Raw genomic sequence first — 21,963 nt, 5'->3', positions numbered from 1 at the left:
CCTGCTCGGGGTCCAGGAACCGCTCGACGCAGCGTCAGCCCCGCGCGCCCGGCTCCCGGGCAGGGGGCAGTGCCATGAAGAGCACGGGCAGGTGGTCCTCGGGCAGCCACCACGGGCGGCCCTCGCCGACCACCTGCCACCCCGTGCGCCGGTACAGCTCGACGGCCGAGGTGGTCTCCCGCACGACGTCCAGGACAGGTGTCCGGCCCGACTCGCGGATGGCCGCGACCGCGGTCGCCAGAAGGGCCTTGCCGACACCCCTGCCGACGGTCGTGTGATCCACGAAGAGGACCGCGACCGCCGCGAGCTCCTCCCGTGGGCGGCCGGTACCCGCGATCCAGAGGTCGGCCTCCATCCCCGGCTCGACCCGCGACACCGCGACGTGGCCGACCACCCGCCCGCCGAGCTCGGCGACCCAGGCTGCGTCCTCGTCGGCCCGCGCGATGAACGACTCCACAGGGAACGGCAGGGGCCAGTTCTGCGGGTAGCCAGAGTGCGGTCGCTGCGCGGCGAGCACCTCCGCCAGCACCGGGATGTCCTCCCTGGTGCGCTCGCGCACCACCACCACCTCTTCGAAGGCGTCAGTCATGGCGCCACCCTAGGTSGGGGCGGGGCGGGGCGGGGCGTTGCGGCGCTCCGGCCGCCCGTAGCATTCCGGGCGTGACCGAGCAGCCCACCATCGGAGTCCTTGCCGTCCAGGGCGACGTGCGCGAGCACCTGTATGCCGTGGAGCAGGCGGGCGCCCGCGCCACCACCGTGCGCCGGACCTCCGAGCTGGACGCGGTGGACGCGCTCATCATCCCGGGCGGTGAGTCCACGACCATGGACAAGCTGGTCCGCGCGTTCGAGCTGCGCGACCCACTCCGGGCGCGGCTGGCGGCGGGCATGCCGGCATACGGGTCCTGCGCGGGGATGATCATGCTCGCCGACCGCATCGCCGACGCCCGACCCGACCAGCAGACGCTGGGCGGCCTGGACATCACGGTGCGTCGCAACGCGTTCGGCCGGCAGGTGGACTCCTTCGAGGAGGACCTGCACATCCGGGCCATCGGCGGCGCGCCGATGCGGGCCGTGTTCATCCGTGCGCCGTGGGTCGAGGAGGTGGGCGAGGGGGTCGAGGTGCTGGCCCGCGTGGAGGACGGACCTGCCGCAGGTAGGATCGTCGCCGTTCGTCAGGGGTCGCTGATGGCCACCTCCTTCCACCCGGAAGTGACCGGTGACCACCGGTTCCACCAGTTGTTCGTCGAGATCGTGAGAGGCAAGGCATGAGCGGCCACAGCAAATGGGCAACCACGAAGCACAAGAAGGCTGCCATCGACGCGAAGCGGGGCAAGCTCTTCGCCAAGCTCATCAAGAACATCGAGGTCGCGGCGCGCACCGGCGGCGGTGACCCCACGGGCAACCCGACGCTCTACGACGCCATCCAGAAGGCCAAGAAGACCTCGGTCCCCAACAACAACATCGACAACGCGGTCAAGCGCGGGTCCGGCGCGACGGCCGGCGGCGCCGACTGGGAGACCATCACCTACGAGGGCTACGCGCCCGGTGGTGTCGCCGTCCTCATCGAGTGCCTGACCGACAACCGCAACCGGGCCGCTGCCGAGGTCCGCACCGCGCTGACCCGCAACGGCGGCCAGCTGGCCGACCCCGGTTCGGTGTCCTACGTCTTCGACCGCAAGGGCGTCGTCGTGGTCCCCAAGGGCGACAAGACCGAGGACGACATCCTCGAGATCGTCCTCGAGGCCGGTGCCGACGAGGTCAACGACCTCGGCGACGCGTTCGAGATCATCTCCGAGGCGACCGACTTCGTCGCCGTCCGCAAGGCCGTCCAGGACGCCGGGATCGACTACGACTCCGCCGAGGCCTCGTGGGTGCCGAACCTCAAGGTGCCGCTCGACGCAGACGGGGCACGCAAGATGATCCGCGTCATCGAGGCCCTGGAGGACTCCGACGACGTGCAGGACGTGTTCGCCAACGGAGACATCAGCGACGACGTGCTCGCCGAGATCGAGGACGACGACGAGTAGAAGGCGTGTTGCTGCGCCCGAAGGTGCGAACCGGTGTGTAGCGTTCAACCGAACATGTGTTCGGAAACGCATGGTTGTTCGAAAACGCAGTCGGACGTGAGGGAGCAGCTGTCGTGCGCGTACTCGGGGTCGATCCCGGCCTGACCCGCTGTGGCATCGGGGTGGTCGAGGGCGGTCGTGGTCGCCAGGTCCGCCTCGTGGCCGTCGGCGTGGTGCGTTCCCCGGCCACCGAGCCGACCGCCGAGCGGCTGCTCTACCTCCAGACCGAGCTCGACGCGTGGCTCGACCGGTTCGAGCCTGACGCGATCGCCGTGGAGCAGGTCTTCGCCGACGTCAACGTCGCCAGCGTCATGAACACCATGCAGGCCTCGGCGATCCCGCTGCTCGCCGCGGCGCGCAGGGGGCTCCCGGTCCAGCTGCACACGCCGACCTCGGTCAAGGCAGCGGTCACCGGCTCGGGCCGGGCCGACAAGGCCCAGGTGACGGCCATGGTGACCCGGATCCTGCGGATGGAGTCCGCGCCGAAGCCCGCCGACGCCGCGGACGCCCTCGCCATCGCCATCTGCCACCTGTGGCAGGGCCCCGCCGCCACCCGGCTCCAGGACGCCGCCAGGGCGAAGCAGGAACGCCTCCGCTCAGCGGGCCGAGCCGCGGTGGCCCGGTGATCGCCTCGGTCCGCGGACCGGTGCGGCACATCGGTCTCGACCGAGTCGTCGTCGAGGTCGGGGGAGTGGGCATGCTGCTGCACACGACACCGGCCACCGCGTCCGCACTGCACCTCGGTCAGGAGGCGCTGCTCGCGACCACCCTCGTCGTCCGCGAGGACTCGCTGACCCTCTACGCCTTCACGTCCGACGACGAGCGTGACATCTTCGAACAGGTGCAGACCGTCTCGGGCGTCGGACCTCGGATCGCCCTCGCGATGCTCTCGGTGCTGGCCCCCGACCGGCTACGGGCAGCGGTCAGCAGCGCGGACCTCGCGACGCTCACCAAGGTGCCCGGGATCGGCCGCAAGGGTGCCGAGCGCATCGTCCTCGAGCTGCGCGACAAGCTCGGTATGCCGTCCGGTGCGGCGGGTGGCGCGACTGCCGTCCCGGCCGTGGGAGCCACGGCCTGGCGTGACCAGGTGGCCGAGGCCCTCGTGGGGCTCGGATACTCCGCCAAGCAGGCCGACGACGCCGTGTCGCGGGCGGCGGAGGCGGCGCCGGCCGGCGCCGACGTCTCCGCGATGCTCCGCGCGGCGCTGCGAGAGCTGGGGCGCTAGGCCATGGCTGACGGCTTCTCCTCCGAGATGTTCGAGGACTCGTCGGTCGATGCCACCGCGCGGGTGGTCGACGCCGAGGGCGATGCCGACGAGCGCACCGTGGAGGCAGCCCTGCGACCACGCAGGCTCAGCGAGTTCACCGGTCAGACGCGGGTGCGCGACCAACTCTCGCTCGTGCTCGAGGCGGCCCGGCGACGGGGGACACCGCCCGACCACGTGCTGCTCTCCGGGCCGCCGGGTCTGGGCAAGACCACGCTGGCCATGCTCATCGGCACCGAGCTGGGGCGGCCGATCCGCATCACCAGCGGCCCCGCCATCCAGCACGCCGGCGACCTGGCGGCGGTGCTCTCCTCGCTCATGGAGGGGGAGGTCCTCTTCCTCGACGAGATCCACCGCATGTCGCGGTCGGCCGAGGAGATGCTCTACCTCGCCATGGAGGACTTCCGGGTCGACGTCATCGTCGGCAAGGGCCCCGGCGCCACAGCCATCCCCCTGGAGCTCCCCGCCTTCACCGTCGTGGGCGCCACCACCCGGGCAGGGCTGCTGCCCGCGCCGCTGCGCGACCGGTTCGGCTTCACCGGGCACCTCGACTTCTACGCAGCCGAGGACCTGGTCACGATCCTCGAACGCTCGGCGCGACTGCTCGAGGTGTCCGCCGACACCGACGGCATCACCGAGATCGCGCGGCGATCGCGCGGCACACCACGCATCGCGAACCGGCTGCTGCGACGGGTCCGCGACTGGGCCCAGGTGCACGGACGCGACGTCGTCGACGAGGAGGCGGCGCATGCCGCGCTGGCCCTGTTCGACGTCGACGACCGCGGGCTGGACCGCCTCGACCGCGCCGTCCTCGACTCCCTCTGCCGGCGCTTCGGAGGCGGACCCGTCGGTCTGTCGACGCTCGCGGTCGCAGTGGGGGAGGAGGCCGACACGGTCGAGACCGTCGCCGAGCCGTTCCTCGTCCGTGAGGGCTTCATCACGCGCACGCCTCGTGGCCGGGCCGCGACGGCCATGGCGTGGGAGCACCTGGGCCTGACGCCACCGCTCGGCCACCAACCCCAGCCCAGCCTGCCCCTCGACACCGGCGAGGGTCGCTTCGGCGGGTGACCCGCTCGGGCGGCGTGCCCACGGCATACCTGCACGTGCTCGCCCGTGCTCGCCCCTTCTCGCCATGGGCGAGCAAAGGTCACAATTGGAACGCAGCCACGGTGGGGCACGTTGGTCGGTATGCCGTGCGTCACCTACACTCGGGCGGTCCCCCGGCTGGAGCCGGGGACTTGCGCGTGCCCTACTGCGTGGCGCCGCACCCTGACTGCCCCAACCGTGAAGGGACTGCTCCATGTCGAATGGCGGCTCGCCCATAGCCAGCCTGCTGATCTTCGCGCTGCCCGTGCTGCTCATCGTCTTCATGGTGTTCAGCCAGCGTCGGCGCCAGCGCGAGGTGCAGTCACTGCAGGCGGCTCTGGCCGTCGGCGACGAGGTCTGCACGACCTCCGGGCTCTACGGCACGATCACGTCCCTCGACGACAGCACCGCCACCCTGGAGATCAGCCCCGGGGTCACCGTCCGCTTCGACCGGCGCGCCATCGGCACCAAGACGGTGTCACCCGGCCCGGCCGCACCCAGCACCACCGAGTAGAGGTCCCTGCACGTGGCAATCAACCCGCACAACCGCAAGCCGCTGAAGATCCTGTCAGCGCTGGCGGCCGTCACCCTCGGCCTCTACGGCCTCCTCTTCGCGGCCACCACCTGGGGTGACGCACAGTGGCAGCCCAAGCTCGGTCTCGACCTCGACGGGGGCACCCAGCTGGTGCTCAAGCCCGTGCTGGTCGGCAACAGCAAGGTCACCAACGAGCAGCTCACCCAGGCGCGGGACATCATCGTCCAACGCGTCGACGCCAACGGCGTCGCGGGCGCCGAGGTGACCACGCGCAACGGCGAGGACATCGTCGTGAGCGTCCCGGGCACCAGCCTGGACAAGACGACCGAGGACGCCATCCGCAAGTCCTCGCAGATGCGCTTCCGACCCGTCCTCGCTGCCGCGCCGGGAGTGAACCAGCCGACCCCCACGGGCACGGACACCGGGACGGCCACCGGCACGGCAACGGGCACCGCCACGCCGAGCAAGGCTCCCAGCCCCTCCGCCACGGCCACCGGTTCGGCGACCCCGGCCGGCTCCGCCCTGCCCGGGGCGTTCGTCAAGGCCACCACGCCGCCCACTCCGACCGGTTCCGCGACGGGCAGTGCCACGGGTACCTCCACGGCCAAGCCCACCGGCTCGACCGCCGCGCCCCAGAACGCCAGCGACCTGGCGTGGATCACGGCCGACGTCGCGGCTGCGTTCCAGGCGCTGGACTGCTCCGACCCCGCCGTGGTCGACAAGATCGTGGACGACCCGGCGAAGCCGCTGGTCACGTGCAGCGACGACGGCGCAGAGAAGTACGTCCTCGGCCCGGTCGTGGTGAACGGCGACCAGATCAAGGACGCCGCAGCCGGCTACCGACCCCTGTCCAACGGCCAGCCGTCCAGCACCGTCGAGATCACGCTGAGCTTCAAGTCCGAGGGCACCAAGGCCTACGCCGAGGCGAGCAAGCGGATGGTCACCCTCGAGACCCCCCGCAACCAGATGGCCGCCACCCTCGACTCGCGTGTCATCGTGGCGCCGTACTTCCAGGCCGCGATCCTCGACGGGCAGGCCAGCATCTCGGGCCAGTTCACGATCACGTCGGCCCGCGACCTGGCCAACCAGCTCAAGTTCGGTGCCCTGCCCCTGTCGTTCACGCTGCAGACCCGCGACCAGATCAGCCCGACCCTGGGCAGCGAGCAGCTCAGGATGGGTCTGATCGCCGGAGTCATCGGCTTCGCGCTGGTCTTCATGTACTCCCTCGCGCAGTACCGCGCCCTGGGCCTGGTCACCGTGCTGTCCATCGTCATCGCGGCGCTGCTGACCTACGTCGCGATCGCCGTGCTCGGCTGGTCACACAACTTCAGACTCGACATGGCGGGCGTGACAGGGCTCATCGTGGCCATCGGTGTCACCGCCGACTCCTTCATCGTCTACTTCGAACGCATTCGCGACGAAGTGCGTGAGGGACGACCCCTGCGTGCCGCCGTCGACACCGGCTGGCGCCGAGCCCGACGAACCATCCTGGCCGCGGACGGCGTGAACTTCCTGGCCGCGTTCGTCCTCTACCTGCTGGCGTCCTCCAACGTGCGCGGGTTCGCCTTCACCCTGGGCCTCACGACCCTGATCGACCTGCTCATCGTCGTGCTGTTCACCCACCCGCTCGTGGCGATCCTGGCCGGCACCAAGTTCTTCGGCGGTGGACACAAGTGGTCGGGTCTCGACCCGGAGCGGCTCGGGGCCAAGGCACACAAGCCCAGGTATGCCGGGCGCGGACGGGTCGCGATGCCGACCACCGCATCTGCTGTGAGCGACGGGAGCGCACTGTGATCAACTTCGCCGCACTGGGCAACGACCTCTACACCGGCAAGCGGTCCATCGACTTCGTCGGTCGCTACAAGCGGTGGTACGCCGTCTCCGGGGTCTTCGTCCTGCTCGCGATCATCGGGCTGGTCTGGCACGGCCTCAACCTCAGCCTCGAGTTCCGCGGCGGCTCGGAGTTCCGGGTGTCGTCGGTCGCGAGCTCGGCGGACTACGAGGCCAGGGCCAAGGACGCCGTCAGCCACATCCCGACGGCTGGTGCCGCCGAGGTGACCAAGGTCGGCACCGGCACCATTCGGGTGCAGACCGAGCAGCTCGGCGAGTCCGAGATCCGGGCCGTGCAGACGGCACTGGCCTCCGAGTTCAAGACCGACGTCGACAACGTCTCCGCATCGTTCGTCGGGCCTTCCTGGGGTGCCTCCGTGAGCCAGCAGGCGCTCAAGGCCCTGGCTGTGTTCCTCGCACTCGTGTCGATCGTGATGGCGATCTACTTCCGCACGTGGAAGATGGCCGTCGCCGGGCTCGTGGCCCTGCTCCACGACCTGTTCATCACGGTGGGCATCTATGCGCTGGCCGGTTTCGAGGTCTCCCCGGCCACGATGATCGGCTTCCTGACGATCCTCGGGTACTCGCTGTACGACACCGTCGTCGTCTTCGACAAGGTGCGTGAGAACACCACCGAGGCGCTCGGCAACGGCCGCCTCACCTACGCCCAGGCGGCGAACCTCGCCGTCAACCAGACCCTGGTGCGGTCGATCAACACCACGATCGTGGCGCTGCTGCCGATCGCATCGATCCTGGTCATCGGGTTCCTCTTCCTCGGCCCCGGCACCCTGCTCGACCTGGCCCTGGCCCTGTTCGTCGGTATCGCCGTCGGCGCCTACTCCTCGATCTTCATCGCCACGCCGCTGTTGGTGCACCTGCGCCTGAAGGAGCCGGCTGTCGTCGATCTCGAGAAGAAGGCCACCCGCTACCAGGCGCGTCATGGCGGCGTCGTCTCCGCCTCCGATGCCGCTCCGGTCCCGCACGAGCCCGACGCCGAAGAGCTCGCTGCAGCCACCTCCGGCCGCGAGTCGGTCTCGGCGGCGGCACGTTCCGGTGGCGTGGTGCGCGAGACCCACAAGTACGCGACCAGTGGTCCGCGCAACCAGCCCAAGCGTCCGCCGAAGTCTCGTCGATGAGGCGCAGCTCGTCGACGAGATGGAGCCGCTGCGCCCGGGTGGGTCAGTGAGCGACACCCTCGCCGAGCGGGTCTCCGCGCGGTTGCGCGACGTCCAGGACTTTCCCAGCCCGGGGATCCTGTTCAAGGACGTGACGCCCGTCCTGGCCGACCCCGAGGTCTTCGGTGCCGTCATCCGCGACATGGCGGACCGACGCAGGGGCAGCATCGACCTGGTCGTCGGTATCGAGGCTCGCGGCTTCATCTTCGGAGCCGCTCTCGCGCACGAGCTGGGGGTCGGCTTCGTCCCGGTGCGCAAGGCGGGCAAGCTGCCGGGCGACACCGTCGGGCTGACCTACGACCTCGAGTACGGCACGGCGACCATCGAGATCCACAGCGATGCCTTCGTGAGCGGTGAGCGCGTCCTGCTCGTCGACGACGTGCTCGCCACGGGAGGCACCGCCGAGGCGGCCTGTCGGCTGCTGGAGCAGGCCGGTGCCACGGTCGTGGCCTTCGAGACGCTGGTCGAGCTCGGGTTCCTGCCCGGCCGTGAGCGGTTGGCTGGGCGTGAGATCCACGCCACCGTGGTGGTCCCGTAGGCTTTCGGCATGACCGAGGACGTCGTCACCGGACCGGTGCCCACCGGTGCCTCCTCGGCGAACCGCGTCCGCGCCCGCCTGGCCCGCTTCGGCAGCCGCGGAGGTCCGATCAACCCGGTCCTGGAGCCCCTGCTCCAGACAGTCCGAGCCACCCACCCCAAGGCTGACCTGACGGTCATCGAGCGCGCGTACGTCGTCGCCGAGGAGGCGCACCGGGGCCAGACGCGCAAGTCCGGCGACGCGTACATCACCCACCCGCTCGCGGTGACCACGATCCTCGCCGAGCTGGGCATGACGCCGGCCACCCTGGCGGCGGCGCTGCTCCACGACACGGTGGAGGACACGGAGTACAGCCTCACGCAGCTGGAGAAGGACTTCGGGCGCGAGGTGGCGATGCTCGTGGACGGTGTCACCAAGCTCGACAAGGTGACCTACGGGGACGCCGCGCAGGCCGAGACCGTGCGCAAGATGGTCGTGGCGATGGCCCGCGACATCCGGGTGCTGGTGATCAAGCTGGCCGACCGCCTGCACAACGCCCGCACCTGGCGCTACGTCTCGGTGGAGTCCGCGCAGCGCAAGGCTCGCGAGACCCTCGAGATCTACGCCCCGCTGGCCCACCGGCTCGGCATGAACACCATCAAGTGGGAGCTCGAGGACCTGTCCTTCGCGACGCTCTACCCCAAGGTCTACGACGAGATCGTGCGCTTGGTGGCCGAGCGGGCCCCCGCACGCGAGGAGTTCCTCTCAGGGGTGCGGGACCAGGTCAGCGAGGACCTCAGGGGCGCCAAGATCAAGGCGACCGTGACCGGTCGGCCGAAGCACTACTACTCCGTCTACCAGAAGATGATCGTCCGGGGTCGCGACTTCGAGGACATCTACGACCTCGTGGCGGTGCGGGTCCTCGTCGACTCGGTGCGCGACTGCTACGCCGCGCTGGGTGCGCTGCACGCGCGCTGGAACCCCCTGCCGGGGCGGTTCAAGGACTACATCGCGATGCCCAAGTTCAACATGTACCAGTCCCTGCACACGACGGTGATAGGCCCTGAGGGCAAGGCCGTCGAGATCCAGATCCGCACGCACACCATGCATCGCCGGGCCGAGTACGGCGTCGCCGCCCACTGGAAGTACAAGGAGGATGGCACCGCCCCCGCCTCCGGCGCCAAGGAAGGCGAGACCGGCCCGATCAACGACATGGCGTGGCTGCGCCAGCTGCTCGACTGGCAGAAGGAGACCGCCGACCCGGGGGAGTTCCTCGACTCGCTGCGCTTCGAGATCAACGCCCGCGAGGTCTACGTCTTCACGCCCAAGGGCGAGGTGGTGGCCCTGCCGGCCGGAGCGACGCCGGTCGACTTCGCCTACGCCGTGCACACCGAGGTGGGCCACCACTGCATCGGCGGCCGCGTCAACGGCCGTCTCGTGCCGCTGGAGTCGACCCTCGAGAACGGTGACGTCGTCGAGGTGCTCACCTCCAAGGCCGACGGCGCCGGACCGTCGCGCGACTGGCTCACCTTCGTCAAGTCGCCTCGGGCGCGCAACAAGATCAAGCAGTGGTTCTCCAAGGAGCGTCGCGAGGAGGCGATCGAGACCGGCAAGGACGCGATCGCCCGCGCCATGCGCAAGGAAGGCCTCCCGCTCCAGCGACTGCTCACCGTCGAGACCCTGACCGGCCTGGCGTCAGAGCTGCGCTACCAGGACATCGACGCCCTGTATGCCGCGGTGGGCGAGGGGCACGTGTCCGCCCAGCACGTGGTGGGCCGGCTGGTGGTCTCGCTGGGGGGCGAGGAGGGCGCATCCGAGGACCTCGCGGAGGCGACGACGCCGACCCGGTCGATGCGGCGACGCACGGGCGACCCCGGCGTCGTGGTGGTCGGCACTGCGGACGTGTGGGTCAAGCTGGCCCGCTGCTGCACCCCGGTGCCGGGTGACCCGATCATGGGATTCATCACCAGGGGCAACGGCGTCTCAGTGCACCGCACCGACTGCACCAACGCTGAATCCCTTCTGTCGCAACCAGATCGGATGATCGAGGTCGAGTGGGCCCCCTCGTCGGCGTCGGTCTTCCTGGTGCAGCTGCAGGTCGAGGCCCTGGACCGCAACCGGTTGTTGTCCGACGTCACCAGGGTGCTGTCCGACCAGCACGTCAACATCCTCTCGGCCTCGGTGCAGACCTCGCGAGACCGGGTGGCGATCAGCAAGTTCACCTTCGAGATGGGTGACCCGAGCCACCTCGAACACGTGATGAAGGCCGTCCGCAAGATCGACGGCGTGTTCGACGTCTACCGGATCACCGGCACCAAGGCCACCGCCGCCAAGGCGTAGCCCCGCGGCATACGAGGGTCGTGGTCTAGGAACCGAACTCGTCGACGTTGCCGCGGGCCTGGGCCAGCCACTGCTCCTGGGCCTCGAGCTTGGCCTGGGCGTCCTTGACCTTCTTCTCGTTGCCGGAGGCCTGCGCCTTGGCCAGGTCGTCCTTGAGCGAGGAGACCGACGCCTCGAGCTGGTCGACCATGCTCTGGGCGCGGGCCGCGACCTCGGGGTTGGACTGCTTCCAGCGCTGGTCGTCGGCGTCGCGTACCGCCTGCTCGATGCGACGCATCCCCTTCTCCATGCGGTCGACGTCGCCCCGGGGGACCTTGCCCGCAGCGTCCCACTTGTCCTGCAGCGTGCGGAGGGCGGCCTTGGCGGTCTCGAGGTCCTTCACCGGGAGGATGTCCTGGGCTTCCGTGAGCAGAGCCTCCTTGACGGCCAGGTTGCCCCGGAACTCCTCGTCCTCCTTGGCCGCGACCTCGTCCTTCGCGGCGAAGAACGCATCCTGGGCGGCCTTGAACCGCTCCCACAACGCGTCGTCGTCGGACCGGGAGGCGCGCCCGGCCTGACGCCAGCGATCCATGAGTCGCTTGAAGGCGCCGGCCGTCTGGCCCCAGTCGGTGCTGGTGGAGAGGGCCTCGGCCTCCTTGACGAGCTCCTGCTTGGCGGCCTTGGCCTCGGCCTGGGTGCCTTCGAGCTGGGCGAAGTGGACCCGACGTGCCTTGTCGAAGGAGTTGCGGGCCTGGCTGAACCGCTGCCAGAGGGCGCCCTCGGTCTCGCGGTCAAGCCGTGCACCCTCGCGCTGGTGCTTCTTCCAGCCGTCGAGCAGCTCGCGCATGCGGGCACCACTGCTCTTCCACTGGATCTTGGCTTCGGGCTGTCCCGCGATCTTCTCGGCTTCGGCCACGATGGCTTCGCGCTCAACCGTCGCCGCGGCTCGGGCTGCGCTGCGTTCGGCGGACTCGGCCGCCTTGCGCGCAGCAACCAGGCCCTCGATCTCGCCCACCTTGGCGTCGAGACCGGCGAGGTCGCCGACGACATTGGCCTCGGCGCAGTGTTCGCGCAGCTTGGCCAGGCCCTCGGCGGCGTCCTTGGCGGACAGGTCAGTGGTGGTCAGCCGCTGGTGCAACAGGTCTGCGGAGGCGTAGAGCTCGTCGTACTTGCGCGCGAAGTAGTGCAGCGCCTCGTCGGGGGTGGCTCCCGGGTAGGCGCCCACCTCCCGCTCGCCATCGGCGGTGCGGACGAACACGGTGCCGTCCTCGGCCGCGCGACCGAACGTCTCCGACGGCGGTCCGGGCGGCGCAGCGACGGTCAGCGCAGCGGGCTGGGCGTGAGCCACCTTGCGCACCGCGGCAGGGGTCGGCACCGGGCCCGGCTTCGGAGCCGGTCGGGGTACCGGCTTCGGTGCGGGAGCGGGAGCGGCTTCGGAGGCAGCGTCGGGCTCGGACGCTGCGGGCTCGGTGGCTCCCTCAGGCTCGGCTGCTGGTTCGGGCTCGGGCTCGGGTGCAGCCTCGGGCTCGGGTGCAGCCTCGGGCTCGGGTGCAGCCTCGGCCTCGGGCTCGGGTGCAGCCTCGGCCTCGGGCTCGGGTGCAGCCTCGGGCTCGGCTGCAGCCTCTGCCTGGGGAGCGGAAGGAGGCGCGTCAGCGACGGTGCTGGGCTCGGAGTCAGGCTTGGAGTCGGGCTCGGTTTCGGCCGGGGGCGTCTGCTCGGTCACGGGTCAGGCCTTCTTCTCTGTCACAGCAACCTTAAGGATGCTGATGGGTGCAGCCGGGGCACCATCGGTGGCGCCTCCGCTCACACCTGCTGCGGCGATCTTGTCGACAATATCCATTCCACCGGTCACCGTGCCGAAGATGGAGTAGCCCGCGGGCACACTGCTCAGGTCGGTGTCCTTGTAGACGATGAAGAACTGGTCAGCGTTGGAGTTCGGGTCGGTCGTGCGTGCCATGGCCAAGCTGCCGCGCGGGTACTTGCCGTCCTTGGGTGCGTTCTCGATGCCGTAGCTGTAGCCGGGGCCACTGCCGGTGCCGCCCAACGGGTCACCGCACTGGAGCACGAACAGGGGTGACGGGTCCGCCACCTTCGTCACGCGGTGGCAGGGGGAGTCGGCGAAGTAGCCGGCCTTGGCGAGCGCGACGAACGAGGCCACGGTCTGGGGCGCCTTGGCACCATCGAGCTGAACGGTGAGGTCGCCGCAGTTGGTCGTGACGACGGCGGTGAAGGTCTTGCCGGCGGCCGTGGCCTTGTCGGGCTTGGCGACCTTCTTCACGGCGGACGGGGGAGCGGGCGGCGCGGTGCAGCCTGCGACTGCCGGACTGGTCGTCGTAGTCGTGGCTGACGGCGCAGTGGCGGCGGGGGTCGTGTCGTCCTTGAGCTGGGTCGCGAGGAACACGAAGGCGGCGACCACGGCGAGCACGGCGAGCACGACCACCACGACCTGGCGGTTGCGCGCGGCCTCACGTTCCTTCTGAACCTGCTTGGCCTCGAGCTTCACGGCACGGCGGCGCGCAGCGGCGCGTTCCTGTTCCCTCGTCACGCGCGCCAGTCTAGGCAGCACGGCGCTGTGGCTAGGCTGCGGGCCGTGCTCACCGTTGCTTTTCCCGCCGCTGCCTTCGACACCAACTGTTACGTCCTCGCCCCTGACGCAGGGGAGGAATGCGTCATCGTCGACCCAGGCATCGGCGTGGAGGAGACCCTGCGCGCGGTGCTCACCGAGCACCGACTGCGCCCAGCCGCGGTGCTGCTCACCCACGGCCACATCGACCACGTGTACTCGGTGACGCCCGTCTGCGGAGCGGACACCGCGGCATACATCCACGCGGACGACCGCTATCGGCTCGTGGACCTGCTCGCCAACGTCAACCCGGGGCTGCTCGGCATGCTCGAGCAGCAGTTCGGCAGCAAGGCGACCTGGACCGAACCCAGCACTGTGGTCGAGGTGAAGGACCGCGCGAGGCTGGACCTGGCGGGGCTCGGGTTCGAGGTGCTGCACGCGCCGGGCCACACCGAGGGTTCGGTGATGTTCAGCGTCGACGCGGTCCCGGACGGGATCGCCGACCAGGTGGAGGTCGACCGCACGCTCCTCAGCGGCGACGTGCTCTTCGCAGGGTCCATCGGTCGCACCGACCTGCCCGGCGGCGACCCGGCGGCGATGAACCGCTCACTGCGCGACGTCGTCCTGCCCCTCCCCGACACCACCCTCGTGCTCCCCGGGCACTACCAGGCCACGACGATGGACCGCGAACGGGCGACCAACCCCTATTTGCAAGGATTGGCCCCGTGAAGATCACCCCGATCAGCGGCTTCCCCGAGTACCTCCCGGCCCAGCGGATCATCGAGCAGCACTTCCTCGACGTCATCCGCGAGACCTTCGAGCTGCACGGGTTCCCCTCGATCGAGACCCGTGCCGTGGAGCCCGTCGACCGGCTGCTCGGCAAGGGTGGCGACGCCGACAAGGAGATCTACGGCGTCACCCGGCTCGCCGACAAGTCCGAGGGGCGCGCCGACTCCGATGCCGAGCTCGGGCTGCACTTCGACCTCACCGTCCCGTTCGCGCGCTACGTGCTGGAGAACGCCGGCCACCTGTCCTTTCCCTTCCGACGGCACCAGATCCAGAAGGTGTGGCGCGGCGAGCGTCCCCAGGAGGGCCGCTACCGCGAGTTCACCCAGGCAGACATCGACGTGGTCGACGTGGGCGAGCTGGCGCCACACTTCGAGGCCGAGATGCCCCTGGTCGTCGCGGAGGTGTTCCGCAAGCTTCCGGTCGGCCAGATGGTCATCCAGGTCAACAACCGCAAGATCCCCGAAGGCTTCTACCTCGGCATCGGCATCGACGACGTCGCGGGCACGCTGCGCATCGTCGACAAGCTCGACAAGATCGGCCCGGCCAAGGTGAAGGACCTCCTGGTCGACGCCGGGCGGACTCCCGAGCAGGCGGACAAGTGCCTCGCCCTGGCCGCGATCCGGACAGCGGACCTCTCCTTCGTCGCGCAGGTGCGCGAGCTGGGAGTCGAGCACCCCACGCTCGACGAGGGACTCGACGCGCTGGCGGCCGTCATCCAGGCGGGCCTCGACAATGCTCCCGGCGCGCTCGTGGCCGAGCTCAAGATCGCGCGGGGCCTGGACTACTACACCGGCACGGTCTACGAGACCCAGCTGGTGGGCTACGAGTCGTGGGGCTCGTTCTGCTCCGGCGGCCGCTACGACTCGCTGGCCTCGGACGGGAAGACGACCTACCCCGGGGTCGGCATCTCGATCGGTGTCTCCCGCCTCCTGGGGCTGCTCATCGGCAAGGGACTGCTCCGGTCCAGCCGGTCCACCCCCGCGTGCGTCCTCGTCGCCGTGAACGACGACGAGAGCCGAGCGAGCTCCACCCGGGTCGCCACGCAGCTGCGGGCACGCGGCATACCGTGCGAAGTGGCGCCGAAGCCCGCCAAGTTCGGCAAGCAGATCCGGTATGCCGAGCGCCGGGGGATTCCGTACGTCTGGTTCCCCGGCTCAGCGGGCGACGAAGGCAGCGGGGGAGGCGACCAGGTCAAGGACATCCGGTCGGGCGACCAGGTCGACGCCGACGCCATCTCGTGGGAGCCTCCGACCCAGGACCTGCGCCCGCAGATCATCCGCGCGGAGAGCTGAGCACCCATGGACGCCACCCGACCGCTGACCGAGACCCGCGCCAGCGGCGTGCAGCTGCACATCACGTCGCTGCCCGGTGGCCGCCTCGGCCAGCCGGCGCGCGACTTCGTGGACTGGCTCGTCGAGGCGGGGCAGTCGGTGTGGCAGGTGCTCCCGGTGTCGATCCCCGACAAGCACCGATCGCCCTACAAGTCCCCGTCCGCCTTCGCCGCGTCACCGGCCCTGCTGGAGCACCCCGAGGCCCCGGTGAGCCAGCAGGAGGTGGAGGACTTCGCTGACCGCGAGGCCTACTGGGTTGACTCGTGGACGTCCTTCGGTGGCGACCTCGCGGACCAGGTGCGCTTCGACCGCGAGTGGTCGGCGCTGCGCGAGTACGCCCACGACCGCGGGATCAGGATCCTCGGCGACGTCCCCATCTACGTCGCCCCCGACGCCGCCGACGAGCGCGCGTGGCCGCAGTTCTTCCGCTCCGACGCCGTCGCCGGCTGCCCGCCCGATGCGTATGCCGCGACCGGCCAGCTCTGGGGCAACCCGCTGTACCGCTGGGACGTGCTGCGCGACGACGGCTATCGCTGGTGGATCGAGCGGCTGCGCCGCACCTTCGCGCTGTTCGACGTCGTGCGCGTCGACCACTTCCGCGGGTTCGCGGCCTACTGGGCGATCCCGGCAGGTGACGACGTCGCCCTCAACGGGAAGTGGGAGCAGGGCCCGGGGCGAGAGGTGTTCGACGCCGCGCTCGGTGCCCTGGGCCCGCTGCCGGTCCTCGCGGAGGACCTCGGCGACATCGACCAGCCCGTCATCGACCTGCGCAGGTCGCTCGGGTTCCCCGGCATGGCAGTGCTGCAGTTCGCCTTCGAGCCGGCCTACGAGTACAACGCCCACGACCCCGAGAACCACGAGCCCAACCAGGTCGTCTACACCGGCACCCACGACAACGACACGGTCTGCGGCTGGTGGTGGGACCTCCCCGACCACCGCAGGCAACTTGCCCGCGAAGCCTGTCGACGGGCCGGAGTCGGCGCCGACGTCGACGCCGAACCGTCGTGGGGTTTCATCGAGCTCGCACTGCGAGGGCCGTGCGGGTTGTCGATGATGCAGGCCCAGGACGTGCTCGCCCTCGGCTCAGAGGCGCGCATGAACGCGCCCGGCATCGAGGGCGGCTGGTCCTGGCAGATGGCGCCGGGTGCGCTGACGTCGGAGCACGCCGCCCGGTTGCGCGCCCTGACCGAGTCCTCAGGCCGCGCTGCCCGCTGACGCGGGAGGACGCAGGCCGGTGTCCCGCAGCTCCAGCAGGGCCAGCGACCGGATCGTCGCCTCGTCACCACGCCGCCACGCTCCCGTCGGGTCCGACGAGATGGCGGCGAGCTTGCGCATCGGCTGGCCCGCCATGGCCCGCAGGGCGAACAGGTCGAGGTCGGCCGCGGTGTCGATGAACCGCTGTGCGGCGCTCGCCCGGCGGACGAAACGCCCGCGGAGCACCAGCCACACCAACCCGACGATGAGGATCGGCACGAGCGCAGTGACCCACCCCAGGATGTTGGCGAGCTTCGTGACGGCGTCGACGAGGTCGGTGCCGGCCTGCTCGATCGTGGTGCCCGCACCGCTGACCTGCCGGAACGGCGCGGCGATCTTGTCGCCGACCAGGGGCAGGTCCCGCACCGAGTCGCCGGCGTTGGTCATCTGGTCACGGAACCCCGAACCCGCCGTCTGCAGCTGTCGACCGGGCGCTGCGAGCTCCAGGGTCGTGTCGTGGACGAGCCGTCCCACCCACGCCCAGAGGCACCCCCACGCGAGCATCCCGACGTCGGCGAGGATCTGGACGGTGCGGCGGCCCGGCAGGTCTGCATAGAGCTTCATGCCACCTAGACTCCCATCCGTGCCACCCTCGAGCGCGATCGAGCGCGCTGTCCGCGGTTGGCTCAACCACCTGGACGTCGAGCGCGGCGTCGCCGCCAACACGCTCACGTCCTACCGGCGCGACCTGGCCCGCTACGCGGCATACCTCGCTGGTCGGGGGGTGCACGACCCCGCGGGCATCACGGAGGCGCACGTCAGCGACTTCCTCGCGACGCTGCGAGAGGGGACCACCGACCACCCTCCGCTCGCGGCGTCGTCGGCGGCGCGGACGCTCGTCGCGGTGCGTGGTTTTCACCGGTTTCTCGTCCTCGAGGGCGACCTGCCCACCGACCCGGCGTCGGCCGTCAGCCCGCCACAGCCCCCCGCACGCCTGCCCAAGGCGATCAGCATCGAGGACGTCGAGCGCCTGCTCGACGCGGCCAGCCTGGGTGACACGCCCGGGTCGCTGCGCGACCGGGCCCTGCTCGAAGTCCTCTATGGCACCGGCGCACGCATCTCAGAGGCCGTCGGCCTCGACGTCGACGACATCGACACCGAGGAGGGAGTGGTGCGGCTCTTCGGGAAGGGCAGCAAGGAGCGCATCGTCCCGCTCGGCTCGTATGCCGCGCAGGCACTGGGCGCGTACCTCGTCCGGGGACGGCCCACCTTCGCGGTCAAGGGGAAGGGGACGCCTGCGGTGTTCCTCAACCAGAGGGGCAGCAGGCTCTCGCGCCAGTCGGCCTGGGCCGTGCTGCGCGCCGCGGCCGAACGCGCCGACCTGGGCGGCCACCTGTCGCCGCACACGTTGCGACACTCGTTCGCGACGCACCTGCTCGACGGCGGCGCCGACGTCCGGGTCGTGCAGGAGCTGCTGGGGCACGCCTCGGTGACCACCACGCAGATCTACACCCTGGTGACGGTGCAGCGTTTGCGTGAGGTGTATGCCCAGAGTCACCCCCGTGCCCGCTGATAGGGTCGTGCCGATCAGCGCGAGGCTGACCGACGAACGCCAACTCACCGGGAGTGAAACGCCTGTGGAATCTGAGGTGACCACGCAGGAGCAGTCGCCGCCCACCCATTCGGGCGACACCTCCGAGTCGGCCCCCAACGGTGCTGAACGCGACCACGTCCACCTGCCCGGGACCGAGTCTGCGGGCGCTGGACAGATCGGTCCGACCGGGCGCCCGATGCCGGTCTTCCCCGACCCGCAGCCCCTCGCAGCCCACGGCCCCGCCCGCATCATCGCCATGTGCAACCAGAAGGGTGGCGTCGGGAAGACGACGACGACCATCAACCTGGGTGCTGCTCTCGCCGAGGTCGGCCGACGCGTGTTGCTGGTCGACTTCGACCCCCAGGGTGCCCTGTCCGTGGGGCTCGGAGTGCGCGCCAACGAGCTCGACGTCACCATCTACAACCTTCTCGTCGAGCGCGGTCACGACGTGCGCGACGTCATCCAGGCCACGGCCACCGAGAACCTCGACGTCATTCCCGCCAACATCGACCTGTCCGCCGCCGAGGTGCAGCTCGTCGGTGAGGTCGCCCGGGAGCAGATCCTCGCGCGGGTGCTCCGGCCGGTCATGGACGACTACGACGTCATCATGATCGACTGCCAGCCCTCGCTCGGCCTGCTCACCGTGAACGCCCTCACCGCGGCGCACGGTGTGGTGATCCCGCTCGAGTGCGAGTTCTTCGCCATGCGTGGGGTCGCGCTGCTCGTGGAGACGATCGACAAGATCACCGACCGCCTCAACCCGCGCCTGCAGGTCGACGGCATCCTGGCGACGATGTACGACTCGCGCACCCTGCACAGCAAGGAGGTCGTGCGCAGCGTCGTCGACCACTTCGGCGACCAGGTGTTCCACACGGTGATCAGCCGCACGGTGAAGTTCCCGGACGCCACGCTCGCTGCTGAGCCGATCACGACCTACGCCTCGACGCACGCCTCCGCAGCGTCCTACCGGCAACTCGCCCGAGAGCTGATCGCCCGTGGTGGGGCGGCCTGACGAGGTGAGCCAGGAGGCCATCGCCACTGCGCCGGGAGGCGCGGTGCAGCTGGAGGACGCCCAGCCCGCGGCCCAGCTCGAGGACCAGCTCGCGGACCAGCTCGCGGACCAGCTCGCGGACCAGCTCGCGGACCAGGCGACGATGACGCCGGGTGGCGTGATCACCCGACGCGGCGGGTCCACGCCGTTCCAGGTCCACCTCGACAACTTCTCCGGGCCCTTCGACCTGCTCCTCGGCCTGATCAGCAAGCACAAGCTCGACATCACCGAGATCGCCCTCGCCAAGGTCACCGACGAGTTCATCGCCCACATCAAGGCAGCCCAGTCGTCGCACACGGAGTGGGACCTGGGCCAGGCGTCGGAGTTCCTGCTGATCGCGGCGACCCTGCTCGACATCAAGTCTGCGCGGCTGCTCCCGCAGACCGGGCCGCAGGACGAGGAGGACCTCGCCCTCATCGAGGCCCGCGACCTGCTCTTCGCCCGGCTGCTGCAGTACCGCGCCTTCAAGGACATCGCCTTCACCTTCGGCGAGCGGATGGCCACCGCAGGCAGGATGACACCGCGGCAGGCGGGTCTCGAGCCCCAGTTCGCGAGGCTCCTGCCCGAGCTGGTCATGGGGATCACGCCCGAGCAGCTGGCCATGATCGCGGCCAGGGCGATGGTGCCCAAGGTGGCGCCGAGCGTCGGCCTGGACCACCTGCACGCTCCACAGGTCAGCGTGCGCGAGCAGGCGGGCATCCTGGGCGTCAGGCTCCGAGCCGAACGCGTGTGCTCGTTCCGGGCCCTGGTGGCCGACGCCGACTCGACGCTGGTCATCGTGGCCAGGTTTCTGGCCCTGCTCGAGCTGTTCCGCGAGGCGGCGATCGCCTTCGAGCAGGCCGAGGCGCTCGGCGAGCTGACGGTCCGCTGGACGGGCGACGACGAGGGCGAGATCGAGGTCAGCGACGAGTTCGACGAGCTGGACGAGGAACCACCCGCAGACGAGCCGGACGACGACGACGGAAAGAGCGACGATGAGTGACCTTGAGGTCGTGCCCGACCACGAGCCCGACCACGAGCGTGACGAGGGCGTCGTTGCGCCGAACGAGAGTGCCGCCGACGAGCAGTTCGCGTTCGACGTCAACGACTTCCCCGGCGGCGCGCGCAGTGCCATCGAGGCGGTCCTCATGGTCGTGGACGAGCCGATCACCGAGATGTCGCTCGCCTCTGCGCTGGAGCTGCCCGTCGACGACGTGCTCATGCACCTCAGGGACCTCGAGGCCGAGTACGCCGCCCAGCAGCGTGGCTTCACCCTCAGGTCGGTGGCAGGCGGCTGGCGGATCTACAGCCGGTCCGACTACGCCCCCGTGGTCGAGAAGTTCCTGCTCGACGGGCAGCAGGCCAAGCTGACCCAGGCCTCTCTGGAGACCCTGGCCGTGATCGCCTACCGCCAGCCGATCTCGCGGTCGCGCGTCAGTGCGGTCCGCGGCGTCAATGTCGACGGCGTGGTCCGGACCCTGCTCAACCGCGGGCTCATCGAGGAGCTGGGGTCCGACGGCGACGGCGGCGCGTTCCTCTACGGCACCACCGACTACTTCCTCCAACGCCTGGGTCTCGGCAGCATCGACGACCTGCCCGCCCTCGCGCCCTACCTCCCCGAAGTCGACGTGCTCGACGAGATCGCAGAACAAGGACGCCGATGACACCCCCACGCAGCAGAGGCCCCGCAGGATCCGGCTCGGACCGACCGGGGGGTGGGCGTGGTCGCGCCGGCGGCCAAGGCTCTTCCCGAGCGGGGCAGGGCGGCAGTGGTCGCACCAGCCCACCGAGGGGCGGAGGCCCGACCGCGTCCGAGGGGGGGCGCCCCGAGCGGCCCCAGCGCGGGAGCTCCGGCACGACCAAGAAGAGCCAGCCGACCCGGGTGCCCCGTGAGCGGGCCACGCCCGAGGTCGACATGCACGACCCCGATGGCATCCGGTTGCAGAAGCTCCTCGCCGCCGCCGGAGTGGGATCGCGCCGGGTGTGCGAGAACCTCATCACCGCCGGCCGGGTCGAGGTGGACGGAAACATCGTCACCGAGCTCGGGGTGCGGATCCGTCCGGACCAGACCGTCCACGTCGACGGGGTCAAGGTCCAGCTCGACGAGACCCGCGTCTACTTCGCCTTCAACAAGCCCCTGGGCGTCGTCACGACGATGAACGACGAGCTCGGCCGGATCAGCATCGGCGACTACGTGGGGGACCGCAACGAGCGGCTGTTCCACGTCGGCCGCCTCGATGCCGACACCGAGGGCCTGTTGATCCTCACCAACGACGGCGAGCTCGCCCACCGCCTCCAGCACCCGCAGTACGGCGTGCTCAAGACCTATCTCGCGCAGATCCGTGGCCCCGTGCCGCGCGACATCGGCAAGCAGCTGCGCGAGGGCGTCCAGCTCGAGGACGGACCTGCGTCGGTCGACTCGTTCAAGGTGGTCGACTCGCAGCCGGGCAAGGCGCTCGTCGAAGTGATCCTGCACGAGGGGCGCAAGCACATCGTGCGTCGTCTGCTCGACGCCGTCGGTCACCCCGTGATCAGCCTCGTGCGGGTGCAGGTCGGGCCCATCTACCTCGGCGACACCAAGCCGGGCAAGATGCGCAAGCTCAACAAGGCAGAGGTCGGGCAGCTCTACTCCGCGGCTGGAATGTGAGCGCACTGCGTCGCGGCCGTCGG

General features: G+C 70.2%; 22 protein-coding genes. 18 read left to right on the top strand and 4 right to left on the bottom strand.

Going from position 1 to position 21,963, the window contains the following annotated elements:
* Positions 1 to 34: 34 nt before the first annotated feature.
* Positions 35 to 589, bottom strand: a complete 555-nt coding sequence (locus AC1DXJ_RS02275) for a GNAT family N-acetyltransferase (protein ID WP_477636270.1) — start codon at positions 587 to 589, stop codon at positions 35 to 37.
* A 71-nt stretch (positions 590 to 660) separates the two neighbouring features.
* On the opposite strand from AC1DXJ_RS02275, the gene pdxT reads away from it, so the two are divergent.
* From pdxT to AC1DXJ_RS02225, 10 genes are all read left to right on the top strand, one after another.
* Entirely contained in the window at positions 661 to 1,269 is a 609-nt protein-coding gene (gene pdxT / locus AC1DXJ_RS02270) for a pyridoxal 5'-phosphate synthase glutaminase subunit PdxT (protein ID WP_477613014.1), read from the top strand.
* Positions 1,266 to 2,027 carry a YebC/PmpR family DNA-binding transcriptional regulator gene (locus tag AC1DXJ_RS02265; protein ID WP_477613013.1) on the top strand — a complete coding sequence of 254 codons (762 nt, stop codon included), beginning with the start codon at positions 1,266 to 1,268 and terminating at the stop codon, positions 2,025 to 2,027. The genes pdxT and AC1DXJ_RS02265 overlap by 4 nt, the downstream gene beginning before the upstream one ends.
* 113 nt (positions 2,028 to 2,140) lie before the next feature.
* Positions 2,141 to 2,692, top strand: coding sequence for a crossover junction endodeoxyribonuclease RuvC (gene ruvC / locus AC1DXJ_RS02260; protein WP_477636269.1), 552 nt, complete (start codon positions 2,141 to 2,143; stop codon positions 2,690 to 2,692).
* On the top strand, positions 2,689 to 3,291 hold the full coding sequence (ruvA, locus tag AC1DXJ_RS02255) for a Holliday junction branch migration protein RuvA (protein WP_477613011.1): 603 nt from the start codon (positions 2,689 to 2,691) through the stop codon (positions 3,289 to 3,291). Before ruvC ends, ruvA begins: the two co-directional genes overlap by 4 nt.
* A gap of 3 nt (positions 3,292 to 3,294) precedes the next feature.
* On the top strand, positions 3,295 to 4,398 hold the full coding sequence (gene ruvB / locus AC1DXJ_RS02250; protein ID WP_477613010.1) for a Holliday junction branch migration DNA helicase RuvB: 1,104 nt from the start codon (positions 3,295 to 3,297) through the stop codon (positions 4,396 to 4,398).
* A gap of 232 nt (positions 4,399 to 4,630) precedes the next feature.
* Positions 4,631 to 4,930 carry a preprotein translocase subunit YajC gene (yajC, locus tag AC1DXJ_RS02245; protein ID WP_477636268.1) on the top strand — a complete coding sequence of 100 codons (300 nt, stop codon included), beginning with the start codon at positions 4,631 to 4,633 and terminating at the stop codon, positions 4,928 to 4,930.
* 12 nt (positions 4,931 to 4,942) lie between these two features.
* Complete coding sequence (gene secD, locus AC1DXJ_RS02240; RefSeq protein ID WP_477613008.1) at positions 4,943 to 6,745, top strand: protein translocase subunit SecD; 1,803 nt, start codon at positions 4,943 to 4,945, stop codon at positions 6,743 to 6,745.
* Positions 6,742 to 7,917 (top strand): protein translocase subunit SecF, encoded by a 1,176-nt coding sequence (gene secF / locus AC1DXJ_RS02235; RefSeq protein WP_477613007.1) that lies wholly within the window; start codon positions 6,742 to 6,744, stop codon positions 7,915 to 7,917. The genes secD and secF overlap by 4 nt, the downstream gene beginning before the upstream one ends.
* Before the next feature lie 46 nt (positions 7,918 to 7,963).
* Positions 7,964 to 8,494, top strand: coding sequence for an adenine phosphoribosyltransferase (locus tag AC1DXJ_RS02230; RefSeq protein WP_477613006.1), 531 nt, complete (start codon positions 7,964 to 7,966; stop codon positions 8,492 to 8,494).
* Positions 8,495 to 8,503: 9 nt separating this feature from the next.
* On the top strand, positions 8,504 to 10,813 hold the full coding sequence (locus tag AC1DXJ_RS02225) for a RelA/SpoT family protein (RefSeq protein WP_477613005.1): 2,310 nt from the start codon (positions 8,504 to 8,506) through the stop codon (positions 10,811 to 10,813).
* Between the two features lie 25 nt (positions 10,814 to 10,838).
* Here AC1DXJ_RS02225 and AC1DXJ_RS02220 read toward each other — a convergent pair whose 3' ends face one another.
* Positions 10,839 to 12,515, bottom strand: coding sequence for a DUF349 domain-containing protein (locus AC1DXJ_RS02220; protein WP_477623744.1), 1,677 nt, complete (start codon positions 12,513 to 12,515; stop codon positions 10,839 to 10,841).
* Between the two features lie 3 nt (positions 12,516 to 12,518).
* Positions 12,519 to 13,337 carry a peptidylprolyl isomerase gene (locus AC1DXJ_RS02215; protein ID WP_477613003.1) on the bottom strand — a complete coding sequence of 273 codons (819 nt, stop codon included), beginning with the start codon at positions 13,335 to 13,337 and terminating at the stop codon, positions 12,519 to 12,521.
* A gap of 45 nt (positions 13,338 to 13,382) precedes the next feature.
* Here AC1DXJ_RS02215 and AC1DXJ_RS02210 point away from each other — a divergent pair, with 45 nt between their 5' ends.
* From AC1DXJ_RS02210 to AC1DXJ_RS02200, 3 genes are read left to right on the top strand one after another with little or no spacing between them, the layout of a single operon-like run.
* The gene (locus tag AC1DXJ_RS02210) at positions 13,383 to 14,084 is read left to right on the top strand and encodes an MBL fold metallo-hydrolase (RefSeq protein ID WP_477613002.1); all 702 of its coding nucleotides are present in this window, start codon (positions 13,383 to 13,385) and stop codon (positions 14,082 to 14,084) included.
* A complete protein-coding gene (gene hisS / locus AC1DXJ_RS02205; protein WP_477613001.1) occupies positions 14,081 to 15,436 on the top strand; it encodes a histidine--tRNA ligase in 1,356 nt (451 codons plus the stop codon). The genes AC1DXJ_RS02210 and hisS overlap by 4 nt, the downstream gene beginning before the upstream one ends.
* Before the next feature lie 6 nt (positions 15,437 to 15,442).
* Positions 15,443 to 16,690: a 4-alpha-glucanotransferase gene (locus AC1DXJ_RS02200; RefSeq protein WP_477636267.1), complete on the top strand. Its 1,248-nt coding sequence runs from the start codon at positions 15,443 to 15,445 to the stop codon at positions 16,688 to 16,690.
* On the opposite strand, the gene AC1DXJ_RS02195 is transcribed toward AC1DXJ_RS02200, so the two are convergent.
* On the bottom strand, positions 16,670 to 17,293 hold the full coding sequence (locus tag AC1DXJ_RS02195) for a hypothetical protein (protein ID WP_477636266.1): 624 nt from the start codon (positions 17,291 to 17,293) through the stop codon (positions 16,670 to 16,672). The two genes, AC1DXJ_RS02200 and AC1DXJ_RS02195, sit on opposite strands and share 21 nt — an antisense overlap.
* On the opposite strand from AC1DXJ_RS02195, the gene xerD reads away from it, so the two are divergent.
* From xerD to AC1DXJ_RS02170, 5 genes are all read left to right on the top strand, one after another.
* The gene (gene xerD, locus AC1DXJ_RS02190) at positions 17,292 to 18,242 is read left to right on the top strand and encodes a site-specific tyrosine recombinase XerD (RefSeq protein ID WP_477636265.1); all 951 of its coding nucleotides are present in this window, start codon (positions 17,292 to 17,294) and stop codon (positions 18,240 to 18,242) included. The two genes, AC1DXJ_RS02195 and xerD, sit on opposite strands and share 2 nt — an antisense overlap.
* A gap of 217 nt (positions 18,243 to 18,459) precedes the next feature.
* Positions 18,460 to 19,275 (top strand): ParA family protein, encoded by an 816-nt coding sequence (locus AC1DXJ_RS02185; RefSeq protein WP_477613424.1) that lies wholly within the window; start codon positions 18,460 to 18,462, stop codon positions 19,273 to 19,275.
* A gap of 142 nt (positions 19,276 to 19,417) precedes the next feature.
* The gene (locus tag AC1DXJ_RS02180) at positions 19,418 to 20,296 is read left to right on the top strand and encodes a segregation and condensation protein A (RefSeq protein WP_477613423.1); all 879 of its coding nucleotides are present in this window, start codon (positions 19,418 to 19,420) and stop codon (positions 20,294 to 20,296) included.
* Positions 20,289 to 20,957, top strand: a complete 669-nt coding sequence (gene scpB / locus AC1DXJ_RS02175) for an SMC-Scp complex subunit ScpB (protein WP_477636264.1) — start codon at positions 20,289 to 20,291, stop codon at positions 20,955 to 20,957. The genes AC1DXJ_RS02180 and scpB overlap by 8 nt, the downstream gene beginning before the upstream one ends.
* Complete coding sequence (locus tag AC1DXJ_RS02170) at positions 20,954 to 21,940, top strand: pseudouridine synthase (protein WP_477612996.1); 987 nt, start codon at positions 20,954 to 20,956, stop codon at positions 21,938 to 21,940. Before scpB ends, AC1DXJ_RS02170 begins: the two co-directional genes overlap by 4 nt.
* The last annotated feature ends 23 nt before the right edge of the window (positions 21,941 to 21,963 follow it).

It is taken from the genome of Pedococcus sp. P2_D9 (assembly GCF_056404275.1).
This window is presented reverse-complemented; position numbering and strand designations above follow the sequence as displayed.

Excerpts from the sequence above, each read along its gene's own strand:
- yajC (WP_477636268.1), top strand. The coding sequence starts at position 4,631 with ATGTCGAATGGCGGCTCGCCCATAGCCAGCCTGCTGATCTTCGCGCTG.
- ruvB (WP_477613010.1), top strand. The coding sequence starts at position 3,295 with ATGGCTGACGGCTTCTCCTCCGAGATGTTCGAGGACTCGTCGGTCGAT.
- AC1DXJ_RS02265 (WP_477613013.1), top strand. The coding sequence starts at position 1,266 with ATGAGCGGCCACAGCAAATGGGCAACCACGAAGCACAAGAAGGCTGCC.
- scpB (WP_477636264.1), top strand. The coding sequence starts at position 20,289 with ATGAGTGACCTTGAGGTCGTGCCCGACCACGAGCCCGACCACGAGCGT.
- AC1DXJ_RS02185 (WP_477613424.1), top strand. The coding sequence starts at position 18,460 with ATGCCGGTCTTCCCCGACCCGCAGCCCCTCGCAGCCCACGGCCCCGCC.
- AC1DXJ_RS02195 (WP_477636266.1), bottom strand. The coding sequence starts at position 17,293 with ATGAAGCTCTATGCAGACCTGCCGGGCCGCCGCACCGTCCAGATCCTC.
- AC1DXJ_RS02275 (WP_477636270.1), bottom strand. The coding sequence starts at position 589 with ATGACTGACGCCTTCGAAGAGGTGGTGGTGGTGCGCGAGCGCACCAGG.
- xerD (WP_477636265.1), top strand. The coding sequence starts at position 17,292 with ATGCCACCTAGACTCCCATCCGTGCCACCCTCGAGCGCGATCGAGCGC.
- AC1DXJ_RS02180 (WP_477613423.1), top strand. The coding sequence starts at position 19,418 with ATGACGCCGGGTGGCGTGATCACCCGACGCGGCGGGTCCACGCCGTTC.
- AC1DXJ_RS02170 (WP_477612996.1), top strand. The coding sequence starts at position 20,954 with ATGACACCCCCACGCAGCAGAGGCCCCGCAGGATCCGGCTCGGACCGA.
- AC1DXJ_RS02200 (WP_477636267.1), top strand. The coding sequence starts at position 15,443 with ATGGACGCCACCCGACCGCTGACCGAGACCCGCGCCAGCGGCGTGCAG.
- AC1DXJ_RS02225 (WP_477613005.1), top strand. The coding sequence starts at position 8,504 with ATGACCGAGGACGTCGTCACCGGACCGGTGCCCACCGGTGCCTCCTCG.